Raw genomic sequence first — 16,585 nt, 5'->3', positions numbered from 1 at the left:
GGAGATGGATATGGAAATTCTTTGGTTTATACCGACTCATGGAGACGCGAGATATTTAGGATCTGAAAGCGATGGACGGACTGCGGATCATCTTTACTTTAAACAAGTCGCGCAGGCGGCTGACAGGCTGGGATATACGGGTGTTCTTCTGCCGACGGGAAGATCGTGCGAGGACCCATGGCTTACAGCATCGGCTTTGGCAGGAGAAACAAAGGACTTAAAGTTTTTAGTCGCGGTAAGACCCGGTTTAATGCAGCCTTCTCTAGCAGCCAGAATGACATCTACCTTAGACCGCATTTCAGACGGCCGGCTGCTGATCAATGTTGTGGCAGGAGGCGATCCGTACGAGCTGGCTGGAGATGGCCTGTTTATCAGCCATGATGAACGCTATGAAGCGACAGAAGAATTTTTAACCGTTTGGCGGAGACTTTTGCAGGGAGAAACGGTTTCCTATGAAGGAAAGCATATAAAAGTGGAAAACAGCAATCTGCTCTTCCCGCCGCAGCAAGCGCCGCATCCGCCTATCTATTTCGGAGGATCGTCACAGGCGGGGATTGAAGCTGCTGCAAAGCATACAGACGTGTATTTAACGTGGGGCGAGCCGCCTGAACAAGTAAAAGAAAAGATTGAGAGAGTCAAAAAGCAGGCGGAAAAAGAAGGGAGATCCGTTCGATTCGGCATTAGGCTGCATGTCATTGCCCGTGAAACCGAACAAGAGGCGTGGGAAGCGGCTGAGCGCTTGATCAGCCACTTGGATGATGACACCATTGCCAAAGCGCAGGCAGCTTTGAGCCGTTACGATTCTTCAGGCCAGCAGCGGATGGCGGTCCTTCATCAAGGCGATCGGACGAAGCTTGAAATCAGCCCGAATTTGTGGGCGGGGATCGGCCTGGTCAGGGGCGGGGCAGGAACAGCTCTTGTCGGTGATCCGCAGACTATTGCCGACCGGATAGCGGAGTACCAGGCACTCGGCATAGAATCGTTTATATTCTCTGGCTATCCGCATTTAGAAGAAGCATATTATTTTGCAGAGCTTGTGTTTCCGCTTTTGCCGTTTGAAAATGAGCGCACGAGAAAGCTTCAGAACAAAAGGGGAGAAGCCGTCGGGAACACTTATTTTGTCAAAGAGAAAAATGCGTCAGTTTAAGTAAAACACAGCCCCCAAACATGGTATGATATTCAAATAAAGGGGGCTGTTTTTCTGAAAACATTGATAAGCGCAGCAGTCATTTGCCTGATAGCTATGCTGTCAGCATGCGGACATACAAAGCAGATGGAAATCAAAGCAGCGGACATGTCAGATCTTGAAAAAAACAGAATGGATATTGCAGCTTCACAGGCATTCACTGCCGAAGCCGTTAATATCAGTGAAAGTATTTCTTCAGTTGACATGTACATCGAACATTATCAAAAAGGAAAGCTTATTGAGACGATTGGTCCGGTAAGTGCAGATTATTCAGAGAAAAAACCCGATACATTACAATTTGTTTATTTTGAGAATGAAGAGGGAGAAGGAAAGACTAAACGCAGCACTGTTCATTTTGGCATTGTTGATAAACAGGGAAATACAGCGGCCAGTTCATCGGTGAAACGTGACGATAGCGCAACACAGGAAATGACTCAGACTATTTCATCGGCGGTACCGATTTCTTTCGAGAAACCTTTTTTGATCGGCAGCAGTATAAAAGGGACTGACGAGCCAATGCACACCTCTGAACATAAAAAAGAGCTTATGAAGCATCAAGATGCGTTACTGTATTATGTGGAGTTGCATCATTAGAAACGGGCGGCTTCAGGCCGTCTGTTTTACAAAGCGGTATGCTTGCTTTTTTGAATGGTGCATGATACATTTTAAATCGTAATAATTTCGATTTAAAAAGGAGGCTATGTGTCTTGGCTAAAAAGTCAAAAGTGGCAAAAGAGTTAAAACGCCAACAGCTTGTTGAACAATACGCTGATATTAGACGCGAGTTGAAAGAAAAAGGAGATTACGAGGCACTCAGCAAGCTGCCAAGAGATTCAGCACCGGGAAGGCTCCACAATCGTTGCATGGTAACGGGGCGCCCGAGAGGATATATGAGGAAGTTTAAAATGTCCAGAATCGCTTTCAGGGAACTGGCTTATAAAGGCCAGATTCCCGGTGTGAAAAAAGCGAGCTGGTAAGAAAAAACTCCGGCCGATTACAGCGCGCCGGAGTTTTTTTCGTTTTTCTTGAAAGAGATGACATAGGATAGGTGCTGGATGATCATGATGATAAACACAATAATAATAGGGAAAAACGGAATACGCGATTGAAAAAGCGGATAAAAAATGAGAAGAACCGCTGCGGCAGGAAGCGAGAAGTAGACGGCGATATATGACGCGCGGCATGCTTTTGCCGTCATCATCTTCTCTCTTTCGTCCTGCTCTTCAAATTCATCAGGCAGAAGAAGCTTTTTTGCAGCAGGGCGGCTTTTCTTCTGTAAGTACAAATAAACCGCAGACGCCGCAACAAACAGAATAAAGGGAGTGAGGTTTAATTCAAACACCATCTCGCCGCTCTTTGTGCGGATAAAGGATGCAATGCCTTCTGATGCTTCAAAGTATGCAATCAGCGTCCAGCATGCAAGGCCAAATAAAACAAGTTGAAAAGCTGCTTTTGTTTTCATGCTCATCTTAGTTTTCCTCCTCTAACCAAAAGACATCCTCCATTTTCATGGAGAAGGCTTTGCAGATTTTCAGTGCTAACAACAGTGAGGGAACATAATCGCCTTTTTCGATAGCTGCCACAGTCTGTCTTGTAACGCCAACCGTTTCTCCGAGTTTTTCCTGAGAATAGCCGAGGCGTGCCCTCAGCTCTTTTACTTTATTTTTCATCATGACGTCTGTCCCCTTCACATTCTCGATTGATTATATTGTATAGTATACTTAACATTATGTAAATGTGACTTAACACTTTACAAAAAGAAAACTTTTTTTCGACAAAATTTTTATATTCTCTTGACGAAAAATTAATAAACGTGTAATATAAAACAAGTCAGCGGTACTGTTACTGAAAAACACAAATGCGGGTGTAGTTTAGTGGTAAAACCTCAGCCTTCCAAGCTGATGTCGTGAGTTCGATTCTCATCACCCGCTCCATACATACGTTATTAACGCAGTGTTTCGTTTCTTAGATAAACGAAGTATTGCGTTTTTTTATGTAAAAAAGAACACGTCATTCGTGTTCTTTTACGTAAGCCAATGTACTGTATGGGTACCGCCGTGAATTTGTTCAAACATTTTCGTTAATGATGATAAGAGTTTAACAGCGCTGCTTTTTTCAATGGATGGCGGAAAAAAAATGATTTGCAGCATTTTCTTCGTCTCGTTTGAAATGGGATAGCGATTGACGCTGTTTTTTAAATCGCCAAATATGCCGTTTTCATCAGAGAAAAGCAGTATGTTTTCTTTTTCTCCCAATGAGATTCGGACTGGCTCATGAAGCTTGCCGGCATCATAAATCATAATGGGCAGAGAATATTTTAATGCGAAAAAATCGATGGTGTCATGGGCTGAATCCTTGCTTTCCATGAATTGTTCTTTGGATATTGGGATCAGCATGTCTTCCATTGGGGTTGTTTCTCCCTCAAATGTAGGGTTAAGCTGTTTAAAGAGTTCCCGCCATTCCTTGACGAATGGTTCATCAGATATTCCACCGTCCGCATAATCGAAAAACAGGGATTCTTGAAATAGGCGAAGCCTGCCTTTCAGCATTTGCGGAGAGGAGCCGACTTCGATATTCTCATAAATCACAGCCGCCGCATGTAAGCCGGCCGCACGTTCAGTAATAACAGAATCAAGTTTGATATTCACTAGCATTCACTCCAGTTACGTGATATCAACCTATTATAAACGCTGTATCGTTTTATCACAAAGAAAGGAGGCTGTGCAAAATATGAACGTTTATCAGCTCAAAGAAGAATTAATTGAATACGCGAAAAGCATTGGCGTGGACAAGATTGGTTTTACGACCGCTGATACATTTGACAGTTTAAAAGACCGTTTGATTCTTCAAGAATCACTCGGCTATCTCTCCGGCTTTGAAGAGCCTGATATCGAGAAAAGGGTGACGCCGAAGCTGCTTTTGCCGAAAGCGAAATCAATTGTGGCGATCGCTCTCGCATATCCTTCCAGAATGAAGGATGCGCCGAGAAGCACGAGAACGGAGCGCAGGGGCATTTTTTGCAGAGCCTCCTGGGGCAAAGACTATCACGATGTGCTGAGGGAAAAGCTCGATCTGTTGGAGGAATTTCTGAGAAGCAAGCATGAGGATATCAGAACAAAGTCAATGGTAGATACAGGTGAATTGTCTGATCGGGCGGTTGCAGAACGGGCCGGCATCGGGTTCAGCGCGAAAAACTGTATGATCACAACGCCTGAGTATGGCTCATATGTGTATTTGGCGGAAATGATCACAAATATACCTTTTGAGCCAGATGTGCCAATTGAAGATATGTGCGGGTCCTGCACGAAATGTCTGGACGCCTGTCCGACGGGAGCACTTGTAAATCCGGGACAGCTGAATGCCCAGCGCTGTATCTCTTTTCTGACCCAGACGAAAGGATTTTTGCCTGATGAATTCCGGACAAAGATTGGAAACCGCCTGTATGGGTGCGACACGTGTCAAACGGTGTGTCCTCTCAATAAGGGGAAGGACTTTCATCTTCATCCGGAAATGGAGCCGGACCCTGAGATAGCAAAACCGTTATTGAAGCCGCTCTTGACCATCAGCAACCGCGAATTTAAGGAGAAATTCGGACATGTCTCAGGTTCTTGGCGCGGAAAAAAACCGATTCAGCGAAACGCCATTCTCGCCCTTGCCCACTTTAAGGATGCTTCCGCACTGCCTGAATTGACGGAACTGATGCATAAGGACCCGCGTCCTGTTATCAGAGGAACAGCTGCATGGGCGATCGGTAAAATCGGAGACCATGCATACGCGGAAGAGCTTGAAAAAGCGCTGGAAAAAGAGAAGGATGAAGAGGCAAAGCTGGAAATTGAAAAAGGAATTGAGTTGCTAAAAGCTTCAGGCATGACTAAACAAGGCCTGTCCTGACATACGTATAGAACAGAAGGGAAAAACACTTGAGATGCATCCAAGTGTTTTTTCTCTATAAAAAAGTATGGTGGGTGGGGTGAGCTTGAAGCACATTTTAGAACAATTAGCGGAGGAGCGGCTGAGCTATTTGGTTAACGGGCATGCTATGAGACAAGAGTCTGAAGTCGGAGACCTTGAAGTCATGGAGCGAAAGAAGAAGCTTCTGGAAAAACGTAAAGTTGACATCATAAAAGCGAAAGCAAAGGCCGTCATCGATCATGTGCGGGTTGAGGATGACGGAACGACCTGCCTTACGTATACCATCCATTATGAATACGTGTGTAAAGAGCATGATGACAGCTTGTATATGGAAGAGCATATAGAGGAGCGGGTAGCTTTCCTTTATGATCATATTTTGATTAGTGATCAGGAAATTGCGAAAAAGTCGGCTGGATTTCATGAAGGGACCAGTATTATTGACTATTCTCAAGAGGAAAGGGAAGCGTTTGGCAGAGCCTTTCAATACGATCGTCTCGGCGCTGTGCAATATGCCGAGAAATTTTGGAACAAGCGCAACCCGGCTTATAAAAATTTCAGCGATAACTGCACGAATTTTATTTCACAGTGCCTTCATGCGGGAGGCGCACCGATGCGCGGCCATCCGAACAGAGGGTCAGGCTGGTGGATGAAACAAAGCTCATGGAGCTATAGCTGGACGGTGGCTCATTCTATGAAAATGTATTTGTCGAATTCAAAGGCCGGTCTTCGTGCGGTGCGGGTGAAATCTGCGGAAGAGCTGATGCCTGGCGATGTGATTTGCTATGACTTTGAAGGAGACGGCCGGTTTAATCATACAACGATTGTTGTGGCGAAGGACAAAGGCAATATGCCGCTTGTCAACGCCCAGTCCTATGACAGCCGGATGAGGTATTGGTCATACGAGGATTCTACGGCATACACGCCGTCAATACGATATGCCTTTTTTCATATCGTTGATGATACGACAAAAGACTAATTAATGATATAATGATGGGCGGATAAGAAAAACAGAGGTGAACATTGTGGCATTACATGTCGTTTTATATCAACCAGAAATTCCCGCCAATACAGGGAATATTGCACGTACTTGTGCAGCAACCAATACAACGCTCCACCTGATTCGTCCGCTCGGCTTTTCAACGGATGATAAAATGCTGAAGCGTGCCGGACTCGATTATTGGGAGTTTGTTAACGTTGTGTATCATGATTCGTTAGAAGAATTGTTTGAGGAATATCAAAAAGGCCAGTTTTTCTTTATCACGAAATTCGGCCAGCAGCCTCATACATCTTTTGATTACACTGATCTTGACGAGGATTATTTCTTTGTATTCGGAAGAGAAACAAGCGGTTTGCCAAAGGATTTAATTCAAAATAACATGGACCGCTGCCTGCGTCTTCCGATGACAGAGCACGTTAGATCGTTAAATCTGTCCAACACTGCGGCGATTCTCGTTTATGAAGCGCTGCGCCAGCAAAATTACCGTGATTTAAAATAGTGAAAAAATCCGCTCATCGATGATGGGCGGATTTTTTTGTGCTGCGAGAGATGCTTTGTTTTGTTTTTTGGGCTTAACAACGTAACAGTGTTATGTTACAATGTATCCATCAAAGGAGCTGGACTTATGGAAGAACAATTAATCTCTAAAAAAGAATTGCTTGAAAAAACATCGATTTCATACGGTCAGCTGTATCGGTGGAAGCGGAAAAACTTAATTCCTGAGGAATGGTTTATTCGCAAATCCACTTTTACAGGGCAAGAAACGTTTTTTCCGAGAGAGGATATTTTAAAACGCATTTCAATGATTCAAAAGATGAAGGAAAATTTGTCACTGGATGAAATGAGGGAAATGCTGTCGCCGAAAATGAAGGATGTCAGCATGACCGCTGATGAATTGATTCAGAAAGGATTGATTTCAAGAACTGCTCTTGATGTTTTTTCAGAAGGCGGAGGAAATTCGGTTTTTTCTTCTCGAGACCTGCTATCGCTGTATGTACTTGAAGGGCTCCTGCAGTCCGGAAATGTCAGTCTGGAAGAAGCAAAAATGGCTGCAGAGGTGTTAAAGCAGCATGATACTGAAGAGATCAAGAATCAGACGGAGCTGATTGTGCTGCGGAAGCTCGGTGTCACAACTTGTTTTATAGCGGCTGCAGCGGACAGCATTCTGTTTGAATCGTCCGTCAAGGTTGTGGAACGGGTGGATTTAGTAAAAGCGTCAGAGGAATTAAAAACAACATATATACAGGAGGGCCATCAATGGATGTAATGGAAAAGCTGGTGATAAACGGATCAGGAAGTTCAAAGGGAGGAACATTTCAATCAGTTGAAATAAACGGCAGCGGAACAGTGGCCGGGGACGTGGAGTGTGACACTTTTTCTTTTAATGGAACCGGAAAAGCTGACGGCAGCGTCAAAGCGAAAGCGGTAACCATCAGCGGTTCAGGAAAGATACATGGAGACGTTGAAGCAGAATCAATTCGGATTAACGGAACAGGTTTTATTCAAGGAGAGGTTTCCGCAAAACAATTGAAAATCGCTGGATCATCAACATTTGGTGGCACAGTCAAGGCTGATGGCATTGACATTAGCGGAAAAGCGGTCATGGAAGCGGATTGTGAAACGGAAACCTTCCAATCGGAGGGGAAATGCAAAGTCAGCGGGCTTTTAAATGCTGATGAGGTGACCATTAAGCTTTCTGCCGGGGAAAGTTATGTGCGGGAAATCGGATGCCGCCATCTTCAAGTGACCGGCAGAAAAGGAATGCTGACATTGCTCAGACTAATGCCGCAGCCTGTTTTAACGGCTGAACTGATCGAAGGTGATGTCATTGAACTGACAAATACAAAGGCGAAAACCGTGCGAGGAAATAAAGTGAAAATCGGTCCGGATTGCCAGATTGAAACCGTTGAATACAGCGGGGACTATACTTGTGATCCGAGCGCTTCGGTTGAAACATGCACGAAGATGTGAGGAGGATCGTAATGGAGACAACAAAACTGGGAAATTTAAAATTATATGGTGCCGGACATGCTGCAGGCGGCGCATACCACCATGTCAGCATCAAAGGTGAAGGTGTAATCGGTGAAGGGCTGTCTGCCGCGGGCTGCCGCATATTCGGAACAGGCCTTTTTCTCGGGGAAGCAGAGACTGAGCGGCTGCGTGTATTCGGAGAAAGTGAATGTAAAGGCAATCTGACAGCCGGCAGAATCAATATTTACGGCACAATGAAAGTCAGTGGCTCACTTCAATTTGATCGATTCAATCTAAAAGGCCTGACTGAAATTTGCGGGAATATGACTGGAGAATCGTGCGATGTGAAAGGGAAGCTTAGCGTTAAAGGTGATTGTGAAACGGAAATGTTCCATGTCACAGGTTGCGTTGATGTATCAGGTTTATTAAATGCGGGTGATATCAAGCTGGGATTGAGCCATGATGTAAGCCATGTGCGGGAAATCGGCGGAACAACCATTACAGTGAAAAGACGCGCGACATTTTTTAACCGGAAGAAAGTGAAACTGATTGCCGACGTCATAGAAGGAGATCAGGTTTATTTGGAGAATACCGAGGCGGCAGTTGTCAGGGGAAAAGAAGTGATCATCGGGGCGGGCTGCAGCATCGGAACAATTGAGTACAAAAATAAATGCGAATGTGATCATCATTCAAAGATTAAAGAAAAAACAAAATTATAAAACATTGTTCTGTTATACAAAAAGGGTGCTCTTATGAGGAGCACCCTTTTTTATTCTTTTCCCGGCTTGCTATCGTACCCTGCGGTAAAAATTGATACTAAAAAAGTGACAATGACACCCATCATGATGATTGTTTTCACCGTCTCTCCCCCTCTTCAATTTTTCCGTGCTGTCCGAGTCTGGATGATTCTGTATTTTTCTTTATTATGAACGGTCGCGGTCTGCCTTGTCAACGCCGTATAAGTATCTTTATTTTTAAGAAACCAAAGCATGTATCACGAGATGGCGGCATAGATTGTATCAAAGTACCTTATTTGCATAGCGCATCAAACATGATGGAGGAGGTCCTTATGGATATATTAAAGAAAATTGAACAGTACAGAGAGGAAGAGCAGCGGCTGAAATGGGAAGGAACATTCGCCGATTATTTGGAGATTATTAAAGAAAATCCAATGGTCGCGCAATCTGCTCATTCTCGTGTTTTTAATATGATAAAAGACAGCGGGATAGAGGAGATTGACGGACGTAAGAAGTACAGCTTTTTTGACCGCGAGCTGTTCGGGCTTGAGGAATCTTTGGAGCGTCTGGTGGAAGAGTATTTTCATCCGGCCGCGAAACGGCTTGATGTCAGAAAGCGGATTCTATTACTGATGGGACCTGTGAGCGGCGGTAAATCCACGCTGGTCACGATGCTCAAAAAAGGTCTCGAAGCGTACACCTTGACGGATAATGGCGCTGTATATGCGATTAAAGGCTGCCCGATGCACGAGGACCCTCTACATTTAATCCCCCATCATTTGCGTGATGACTTTTACAGAGAATACGGCATTAGAATAGAAGGAAGTCTTTCTCCTTTAAATGTCATGAGGCTGGAAGAAGAGTACGGAGGAAGAATTGAGGATGTGAAGGTTGAACGCATCTTCTTTTCAGAAGATAAGCGTACGGGAATTGGAACATTCAGCCCGTCTGATCCGAAATCTCAGGATATTGCCGATTTGACGGGAAGTATTGATTTCTCAACCATTGCCGAGTACGGTTCAGAATCAGATCCGCGCGCATACCGGTTTGACGGAGAGCTGAATAAAGCGAACCGCGGGATGATGGAGTTTCAGGAGATGCTGAAATGTGATGAGAAATTTCTCTGGCATTTGCTTTCATTGACACAGGAAGGGAATTTTAAAGCGGGGCGATTTGCGTTAATTTCTGCTGATGAGCTGATCGTGGCTCACACGAATGAAACGGAGTATCGCTCATTTATTTCTAATAAGAAGAATGAAGCCCTGCATTCGAGAATCATTGTAATGCCGGTCCCTTATAATTTAAAAGTGTCTGAGGAAGAGAGAATTTATGAAAAAATGATCGCGGAGAGCGATGTATCGGATGTTCACATTGCCCCGCATACGTTGAAGGTCGCTGCGATGTTCTCGATTCTTACCCGATTAAAAGAACCGAAGCGGTCGGATATCGATCTGGTCAAGAAAATGAGACTGTATGATGGAGAAAGTGTGGAAGGATATAATTCTGTCGACGTTGAGGATATGAAAAAAGAATATAATGATGAAGGCATGAGCGGCATTGATCCGCGGTACGTGATCAACCGGATTTCTTCAACGATTATCAGAAAAAATATGGAGTCGATCAATTCTCTTGATGTTCTTCGTTCCTTAAAAGAAGGTCTTGATCAGCATCCTTCGATTTCAAGCGAGGACAGGGAGCGGTATTTGAATTTTATTTCTGCTGCCCGCAAGGAATATGACGACATTGCGAAAAAAGAAGTTCAAAAAGCGTTTGTGTACTCATATGAAGAATCAGCTAAAACACTTATGGACAATTATCTCGATAACGTAGAGGCCTATTGCAATAAAAACAAGCTTCGTGATCCTTTGACAGGAGAAGAAATGAACCCTGACGAAAAGCTGATGAGATCAATCGAAGAGCAGATTGGCATTTCGGAAAACGCCAAAAAAGCGTTCCGCGAGGAAATCTTAATCCGTATCTCGGCTTATGCGAGAAAAGGTAAACGGTTTGATTATAATTCTCATGAAAGGCTGCGTGAAGCCATTCAGAAAAAGTTGTTTGCTGATCTGAAGGATGTCGTTAAAATTACGACGTCAACAAAAACGCCGGATGAGCAGCAGCTGAAAAAGGTAAATGAAGTCGTGGCCCGTTTAATTGATGAACACGGCTACAACTCGACGAGCGCCAATGAGCTGCTGAAATATGTCGGCAGCCTGCTGAACCGATAAGCAACGTGACCCGTCCGAATAGGGCGGGTTATTTTGTCCCATTTTCTAAATAGTTTGTCAATTAACCGTGCTTTTGTGCATATGATGAATATAAATCTTTTCGAAAGACTTGTTTCATAATCTGGCACAAGCCGGAATACGTATGTATCACGACCACAAATGGTTAAGGAGGGGAATTCATGTCCCAAAATGACAGCGGCCATTTTTTGATTTCTGAGGAAAACTGGTCCCTCCATCGCAAAGGCTTCGATGACCAGCAGCGCCACCAGAAAAAAGTGCAGGAAGCGATCAAAAATAATCTTCCGGACCTCGTGACTGAGGAAAGTATTATTATGTCTAATGGAAAAGATGTAGTGAAGATCCCAATCCGTTCACTGGATGAGTATAAAATCCGTTATAACTATGATAAAAATAAACACGTAGGGCAAGGAGAAGGCGACAGCCAGGTTGGAGATGTTGTGGCCCGGGATGGATCAGACAAAAAACAGGGACCTGGAAAAGGGCAGGGCGCCGGTGATCAGGCAGGCGAAGATTATTATGAAGCAGAAATTTCATTAATGGATTTAGAAGAAGCGCTTTTTAAAGAATTAGAACTTCCAAACCTTCAGCAAAAAGAGCGGGACAATATCATTCATACAGATATTGAATTTAATGATATCCGTAAAACAGGGTTAACCGGTAATATTGATAAGAAAAGAACAATGATGTCAGCTTTTAAACGAAACGCGATGTCAGGGAAGCCATCGTTCTATCCGATTTACCCGGAGGACCTGAAGTATAAGACGTGGAATGACATAACAAAGCCCGAGTCAAAAGCCGTCGTCTTAGCAATGATGGATACAAGCGGCAGTATGGGGGTTTGGGAAAAATACATGGCCAGAAGCTTCTTTTTCTGGATGACCCGTTTTTTGCGAACGAAATATGAGACTGTTGAAATTGAATTTATTGCCCATCATACAGAAGCAAGAGTCGTGTCGGAGGAGGACTTCTTCTCAAAGGGAGAAAGCGGCGGAACAATCTGTTCTTCCGTATACCGGAAGTCGCTTGAGCTTATTGACGAAAAGTACAATCCCGCCCGCTACAACATTTACCCGTTTCATTTTTCTGACGGTGACAACCTGACATCTGATAACGCGCGCTGTGTGAAACTGGTCAATGATATTATGAAGAAGGCCAATCTTTTCTGCTACGGCGAGGTCAATCAGTACAACAGGCATTCAACGTTAATGTCTGCATATAAAAATGTGAAAGACGAGAAATTTAAGTACTATATTTTAAAACAGAAGTCTGATGTTTTTCAGGCGCTGAAGAACTTTTTCAGAAATGAAGAGTCCGGAGTAAGCCATCAATTTTCGTAATGAAAAGCCCATTTCAGGGCTTTTTTTTATTTAATAAAAGTAAGAAAGCGGTTGCGAAAAAAATACGAGAAAAAAAGAGATTTTTCCTTTGACAAATCTTCTTTCATTTATTAATATTTTATCTTGTGAACTATTATTGAGGAATGAGGTGAAAAGGAGTTGACTGAATCAGAACGTGCTTTGCTCACTTTTGAACAGCTCTTTGATACGTCTCGGGCTATCTATAAAAAGCAGAAGAAGATATTGGAGATTGTACTTGAGCCTTTTGATATTACAGTCCTTCAATATTTACTGATGTTTAAAATTCATCAAAGCGGAAGCACGCCGCTCAGTAAGCTGGCCATGTCTCTTGATCTTAAGCCTGCTTCTGTGACCCGGATGACCGATATCCTGTATAACCGGCAATTGATGAATCGATATGACAGTCCGGCTGACCGCCGTATCGTAATGATTCAGTTAACCGAAGAGGGGGAAGAACTTTTACAGAAAGCCGCTGTGAAATACGCAAAAATGGGCGCGAGCCTGTATCAGGAGCTTGACACGTCTCAGCTTCAATATTTGCGCAAGCTTGCTGGGAGCTTATCGAAGCTCGCTGAAGGCTGTTCAGAAAAAAGCGGTAATTGAAAACTTCCCACATATTTTCACCATCTTTCCACAAAATGATAGAGGATGAAACGAAAGGAGAAAAACAAAATGAACAGAGGACGTTTAATTCTGACCAACATTATCGGTTTGATTGTTGTTCTTGCAATTATAGGCGGAGGTGCTTACTACTATTATCAAAGCACAAACTACGTAAAAACAGATGAAGCAAAAGTAGCCGGCGATATGGCTGCTATTACAGCTCCAGCAGCAGGTAAAGTATCTGACTGGGATCTTGAAGAAGGAAAAACAGTGAAAAAAGGCGACACAGTTGCAAAAATCAAAGGTGAACAAACTGTTGACGTAAAATCCATTATGGATGGAACAATTGTGAAAAACGAAGTGAAAAACGGACAAACCGTACAAGCTGGTACAACAATTGCACAAACGATTGACATGGACAACCTATACATCACAGCAAACATTAAAGAAACAGATATTGCGGATATTGAAGTAGGAAATAGTGTAGACGTAGTAGTTGACGGAGATCCTGATACAACTTTTGACGGTACTGTAGAAGAAATTGGCTATGCGACTAACTCAACTTTTGATATGCTTCCATCTACGAATTCAAGCGGAAACTACACAAAAGTAACGCAAAAAATTCCTGTTAAAATTTCAATCAAAAACCCATCTGATAAGGTGCTTCCTGGTATGAATGCATCTGTTAAGATTTCTGAGTAAAACAGATCAGTCATCACACCATGAAAGGAGGTTGTCTTAGATGGCTACAGGCAAAGAAAAAAATGCAAAAAGCCCTATGTCATTGCTGATTGTGCTAATGGCGGGTTTATTTCTGGCAATTCTAAACCAAACACTGCTTAACGTTGCAATGCCGCACTTAATGACTGAATTTGGCGTAAGTGCAACGACGATTCAGTGGCTCACAACAGGTTACATGCTTGTTAACGGTGTCTTGATTCCGTTATCTGCGTTCCTGATTACGCGCTTTGGTCAACGGAGTCTCTTCCTCGTTGCCATGTTCTGTTTTACGCTCGGTACGTTAGTCTGCGGTATCGCACCTAACTTCTCTGTAATGCTGATCGGCCGTTTGATTCAGGCCGTGGGCGGAGGTATCTTGCAGCCGCTCGTTATGACAACCATTCTGTTTATCTTCCCTCCTGAAAGCAGGGGGAAAGGAATGGGGATTTTCGGACTTGCAATGATGTTTGCTCCTGCAGTCGGCCCGACTCTTTCTGGGTGGATCATTGAGAATTATACATGGCGCATTATGTTTTACGGCCTTGTGCCGATCGGTGCCATTATTATTATTGTGGCTTTCTTCATCTTTAAAAACATGGTGGAACCGCAAAAAATCAAACTCGATACTCTCGGAGCGATTCTTTCTATTGTCGGTTTCGCATCTCTGCTATACGGTGTCAGTGAAGCCGGCTCTGACGGGTGGACTGATCCTATTGTATTATCAACAGTGATTATCGGCGTCATCGCAATAATTGCGTTTGTTGTTCAGCAATTGCGCCATGATGATCCGATGCTTGATTTCAGAGTGTTTAAATATGACATTTTCTCACTCTCGAGTGTCATTAATATCATTATTACAGTGGCACTTTACACTGGTATGTTCCTGTTACCGATCTATCTGCAAAACCTGGTCGGCTTTACGGCGCTTCAATCCGGTCTGCTTCTGCTTCCAGGTGCGATCGTTATGCTGATTATGTCACCGATCTCAGGTATTTTGTTCGATAAATTCGGACCGAGACCGCTTGCGATTATTGGGCTTCTCGTGACAGTGGTAACAACATATCAATATACGCAATTAACAATTGATACACCATATACGCACATCATGCTGATCTACTCAATTCGTGCATTTGGTATGTCTCTCTTAATGATGCCAGTCATGACAGCTGGGATGAACCAGCTTCCAGCCCGTCTGAACAGTCACGGAACGGCGATGAGCAACACGCTTCGCCAAATCAGCGGATCAATTGGAACTAGTTTAATTACGACGATTTATACAAACCGTACGACATTCCATTATTCACAAATTGCAGATAAAACAAGCACGGCGGACCCGAACTTCCTCCATGCATTCCAAAATGCAGTTTCGAATTTAATGGTGAATATGAATGTACCTTATGAAACAGCGAAAACGTATGTTTACACTCATATTTATAAACACGCGTCACTCGATTCAAACGTCATGGGGATTAATGACGCCTTTATGTGGGCAACAATATTCTGCGTAGCAGGGTTAATTTTAAGTATCTTCCTGCGTGACGTCAGAAAAGATAAATTGCGTAAGAAGAAAAAAGAGGAGCTTTCATTACTTCCTGCTCCAAAAGAAGCTAAGGAATCTTAATCTGTACAGGGAGGTTTCCTGAATGAAAATTTATGTAGTGTATGATAGTGAAGGCGAACATACTAAGGTGCTTGCAGAAGCGATTGCTGAAGGCGCGAGAGAAAACGAGGCGGCTGAGGTATTGATTGACCATGTCGATCAAGCAGATATCCGCAAGCTGAAAGATATGGATGCGATTATCTGGGGATGCCCAGGGCATTTCGGAACAATCAGCTCCGGTCTTAAAGCTTGGATAGACAGACTTGGCTACTTGTGGGCTGAAGGCGAGCTGATCAACAAAGTCGGCGCTGTTTTCTGCACAACGGCAACAACACACGGCGGTTTGGAAATGACAATGCACAACTTAATCACGCCGATGTTCCACCAAGGCATGATCGTTGTCGGTCTGCCTGGCAACGTGCCAGAAAACGCACTGTACGGCTCTTATTACGGAGCAGGCGTCACTTGTCCGGTTGACAGTGATGAGTTAATGTCTGAGGAAGGTATTCAGCTTGGACGCGCCTTAGGAAGACGCGTCAGCCAAGTCACAGGAAACCTAACAGCAGGACAGTAAGGAGAGGTTGAAATGGCCATTATTATAGCAATTATTGCTGCTGTCATTGTCATTGCGGGCCTTATTACATTTAACGTCCGCAACGCCTCTCCTGGACCCGAGAAGCAAGAAGCAACCGAAAGAATCGCCCCTCCAGAAGAGGAAAAAAACGAAGCGCAATACCCAGCTGAAGCAAGGGCTGCCGAGCATACGCCATCCGTTGTAAAAAACGATTCTCCAAAAGAGAAACGAGAAACAATGGGTGATGATATTTACAGGCAGGCGCTGCAAAAGTTTAAGCATTCTGATGAAGATCAGGCAGAAGAAGAGGTCACTGAAGAAAGTGACAAAATGCAGGACCGCAGCTATCGTGATGCACTGCTCTCCATGAAAAATAAGAAAAAGTAACCAAAAAGGCAAATCCGTTTACTCATGGCGGATTTGCCTTTTTTTTGCTATATGTCTGTATGTTTTATATTTGATAAGCGATATTATTATCTCATCTGATTTTTTAATAGTTTTCTCTACCTATTTCACTATTCTTTTGCAGGTAGCATTTCTCTTCTTACTATTTAATAAGGTAACAAAGTATATAGCACTTATCTTACTTATCACTTTACACTTAGGAATTGCAGTAGTAATGGGATTGATAACCTTCTCTCTAACTATAATCGTGATAGATGCAATACTTATTAGTGA

General features: G+C 43.5%; 18 protein-coding genes, 1 tRNA gene and 1 pseudogene. 17 read left to right on the top strand and 3 right to left on the bottom strand.

Features of this window, described 5'->3' with window-relative positions:
• Positions 1–10 precede the first annotated feature (10 nt).
• The 3 genes from ssuD (at position 11) to rpsN (ending at position 2,163) form a co-directional block, all read left to right on the top strand.
• Positions 11–1,147, top strand: coding sequence for an FMNH2-dependent alkanesulfonate monooxygenase (gene ssuD, locus AC0C66_RS15125; protein WP_087987984.1), 1,137 nt, complete (start codon positions 11–13; stop codon positions 1,145–1,147).
• A gap of 96 nt (positions 1,148–1,243) precedes the next feature.
• Positions 1,244–1,780: a hypothetical protein gene (locus AC0C66_RS15120; protein WP_088679615.1), complete on the top strand. Its 537-nt coding sequence runs from the start codon at positions 1,244–1,246 to the stop codon at positions 1,778–1,780.
• Between the two features lie 113 nt (positions 1,781–1,893).
• A complete protein-coding gene (rpsN, locus tag AC0C66_RS15115) occupies positions 1,894–2,163 on the top strand; it encodes a 30S ribosomal protein S14 (RefSeq protein ID WP_088679600.1) in 270 nt (89 codons plus the stop codon).
• Between the two features lie 17 nt (positions 2,164–2,180).
• Here rpsN and AC0C66_RS15110 read toward each other — a convergent pair whose 3' ends face one another.
• Together AC0C66_RS15110 and AC0C66_RS15105 are read right to left on the bottom strand one after the other, a co-directional pair.
• The gene (locus AC0C66_RS15110) at positions 2,181–2,654 is read right to left on the bottom strand and encodes a hypothetical protein (RefSeq protein ID WP_014113134.1); all 474 of its coding nucleotides are present in this window, start codon (positions 2,652–2,654) and stop codon (positions 2,181–2,183) included.
• A gap of 1 nt (position 2,655) precedes the next feature.
• Positions 2,656–2,856, bottom strand: a complete 201-nt coding sequence (locus AC0C66_RS15105) for a helix-turn-helix transcriptional regulator (protein ID WP_041521149.1) — start codon at positions 2,854–2,856, stop codon at positions 2,656–2,658.
• 190 nt (positions 2,857–3,046) lie between these two features.
• Between AC0C66_RS15105 and AC0C66_RS15100 the strand changes: the two genes are divergently transcribed.
• Positions 3,047–3,120, top strand: a tRNA-Gly gene (locus AC0C66_RS15100).
• Positions 3,121–3,210: 90 nt separating this feature from the next.
• Here AC0C66_RS15100 and AC0C66_RS15095 read toward each other — a convergent pair.
• Positions 3,211–3,834: a B3/B4 domain-containing protein gene (locus tag AC0C66_RS15095; protein WP_088679599.1), complete on the bottom strand. Its 624-nt coding sequence runs from the start codon at positions 3,832–3,834 to the stop codon at positions 3,211–3,213.
• Positions 3,835–3,916: 82 nt separating this feature from the next.
• Between AC0C66_RS15095 and queG the strand changes: the two genes are divergently transcribed.
• From queG to AC0C66_RS15030, 13 genes and pseudogenes are all read left to right on the top strand, one after another.
• Positions 3,917–5,077: a tRNA epoxyqueuosine(34) reductase QueG gene (queG, locus tag AC0C66_RS15090; RefSeq protein ID WP_061188232.1), complete on the top strand. Its 1,161-nt coding sequence runs from the start codon at positions 3,917–3,919 to the stop codon at positions 5,075–5,077.
• 67 nt (positions 5,078–5,144) lie between these two features.
• The gene (locus tag AC0C66_RS15085; RefSeq protein ID WP_072183317.1) at positions 5,145–6,074 is read left to right on the top strand and encodes an amidase domain-containing protein; all 930 of its coding nucleotides are present in this window, start codon (positions 5,145–5,147) and stop codon (positions 6,072–6,074) included.
• Between the two features lie 37 nt (positions 6,075–6,111).
• Positions 6,112–6,594: a tRNA (uridine(34)/cytosine(34)/5-carboxymethylaminomethyluridine(34)-2'-O)-methyltransferase TrmL gene (gene trmL, locus AC0C66_RS15080; protein ID WP_072183318.1), complete on the top strand. Its 483-nt coding sequence runs from the start codon at positions 6,112–6,114 to the stop codon at positions 6,592–6,594.
• A 126-nt stretch (positions 6,595–6,720) separates the two neighbouring features.
• On the top strand, positions 6,721–7,362 hold the full coding sequence (locus AC0C66_RS15075; RefSeq protein WP_014113139.1) for a YhbD family protein: 642 nt from the start codon (positions 6,721–6,723) through the stop codon (positions 7,360–7,362).
• Positions 7,353–8,066, top strand: a complete 714-nt coding sequence (locus AC0C66_RS15070) for a bactofilin family protein (protein WP_061188236.1) — start codon at positions 7,353–7,355, stop codon at positions 8,064–8,066. The genes AC0C66_RS15075 and AC0C66_RS15070 overlap by 10 nt, the downstream gene beginning before the upstream one ends.
• A gap of 11 nt (positions 8,067–8,077) precedes the next feature.
• Positions 8,078–8,785, top strand: a complete 708-nt coding sequence (locus AC0C66_RS15065; protein ID WP_088679598.1) for a hypothetical protein — start codon at positions 8,078–8,080, stop codon at positions 8,783–8,785.
• Positions 8,786–9,135: 350 nt separating this feature from the next.
• Positions 9,136–11,031, top strand: coding sequence for a serine/threonine protein kinase PrkA (gene prkA, locus AC0C66_RS15060; protein WP_003224051.1), 1,896 nt, complete (start codon positions 9,136–9,138; stop codon positions 11,029–11,031).
• A 179-nt stretch (positions 11,032–11,210) separates the two neighbouring features.
• Positions 11,211–12,389, top strand: coding sequence for a sporulation protein YhbH (gene yhbH, locus AC0C66_RS15055; RefSeq protein WP_014113143.1), 1,179 nt, complete (start codon positions 11,211–11,213; stop codon positions 12,387–12,389).
• A gap of 159 nt (positions 12,390–12,548) precedes the next feature.
• Complete coding sequence (locus AC0C66_RS15050; protein ID WP_014113144.1) at positions 12,549–13,013, top strand: MarR family transcriptional regulator; 465 nt, start codon at positions 12,549–12,551, stop codon at positions 13,011–13,013.
• 35 nt (positions 13,014–13,048) lie between these two features.
• Positions 13,049–13,715 (top strand): annotated as a pseudogene (locus AC0C66_RS15045) (biotin/lipoyl-containing protein).
• A gap of 40 nt (positions 13,716–13,755) precedes the next feature.
• Positions 13,756–15,354 carry a DHA2 family efflux MFS transporter permease subunit gene (locus AC0C66_RS15040; protein WP_472973618.1) on the top strand — a complete coding sequence of 533 codons (1,599 nt, stop codon included), beginning with the start codon at positions 13,756–13,758 and terminating at the stop codon, positions 15,352–15,354.
• Between the two features lie 22 nt (positions 15,355–15,376).
• On the top strand, positions 15,377–15,907 hold the full coding sequence (locus AC0C66_RS15035) for an NAD(P)H-dependent oxidoreductase (protein ID WP_014113147.1): 531 nt from the start codon (positions 15,377–15,379) through the stop codon (positions 15,905–15,907).
• Between the two features lie 12 nt (positions 15,908–15,919).
• Positions 15,920–16,294 carry a hypothetical protein gene (locus AC0C66_RS15030; RefSeq protein ID WP_014113148.1) on the top strand — a complete coding sequence of 125 codons (375 nt, stop codon included), beginning with the start codon at positions 15,920–15,922 and terminating at the stop codon, positions 16,292–16,294.
• Positions 16,295–16,585 lie beyond the last annotated feature (291 nt).

The sequence above is a fragment of the Bacillus sp. VA13 genome, from assembly GCF_055710085.1.
This window is presented reverse-complemented; position numbering and strand designations above follow the sequence as displayed.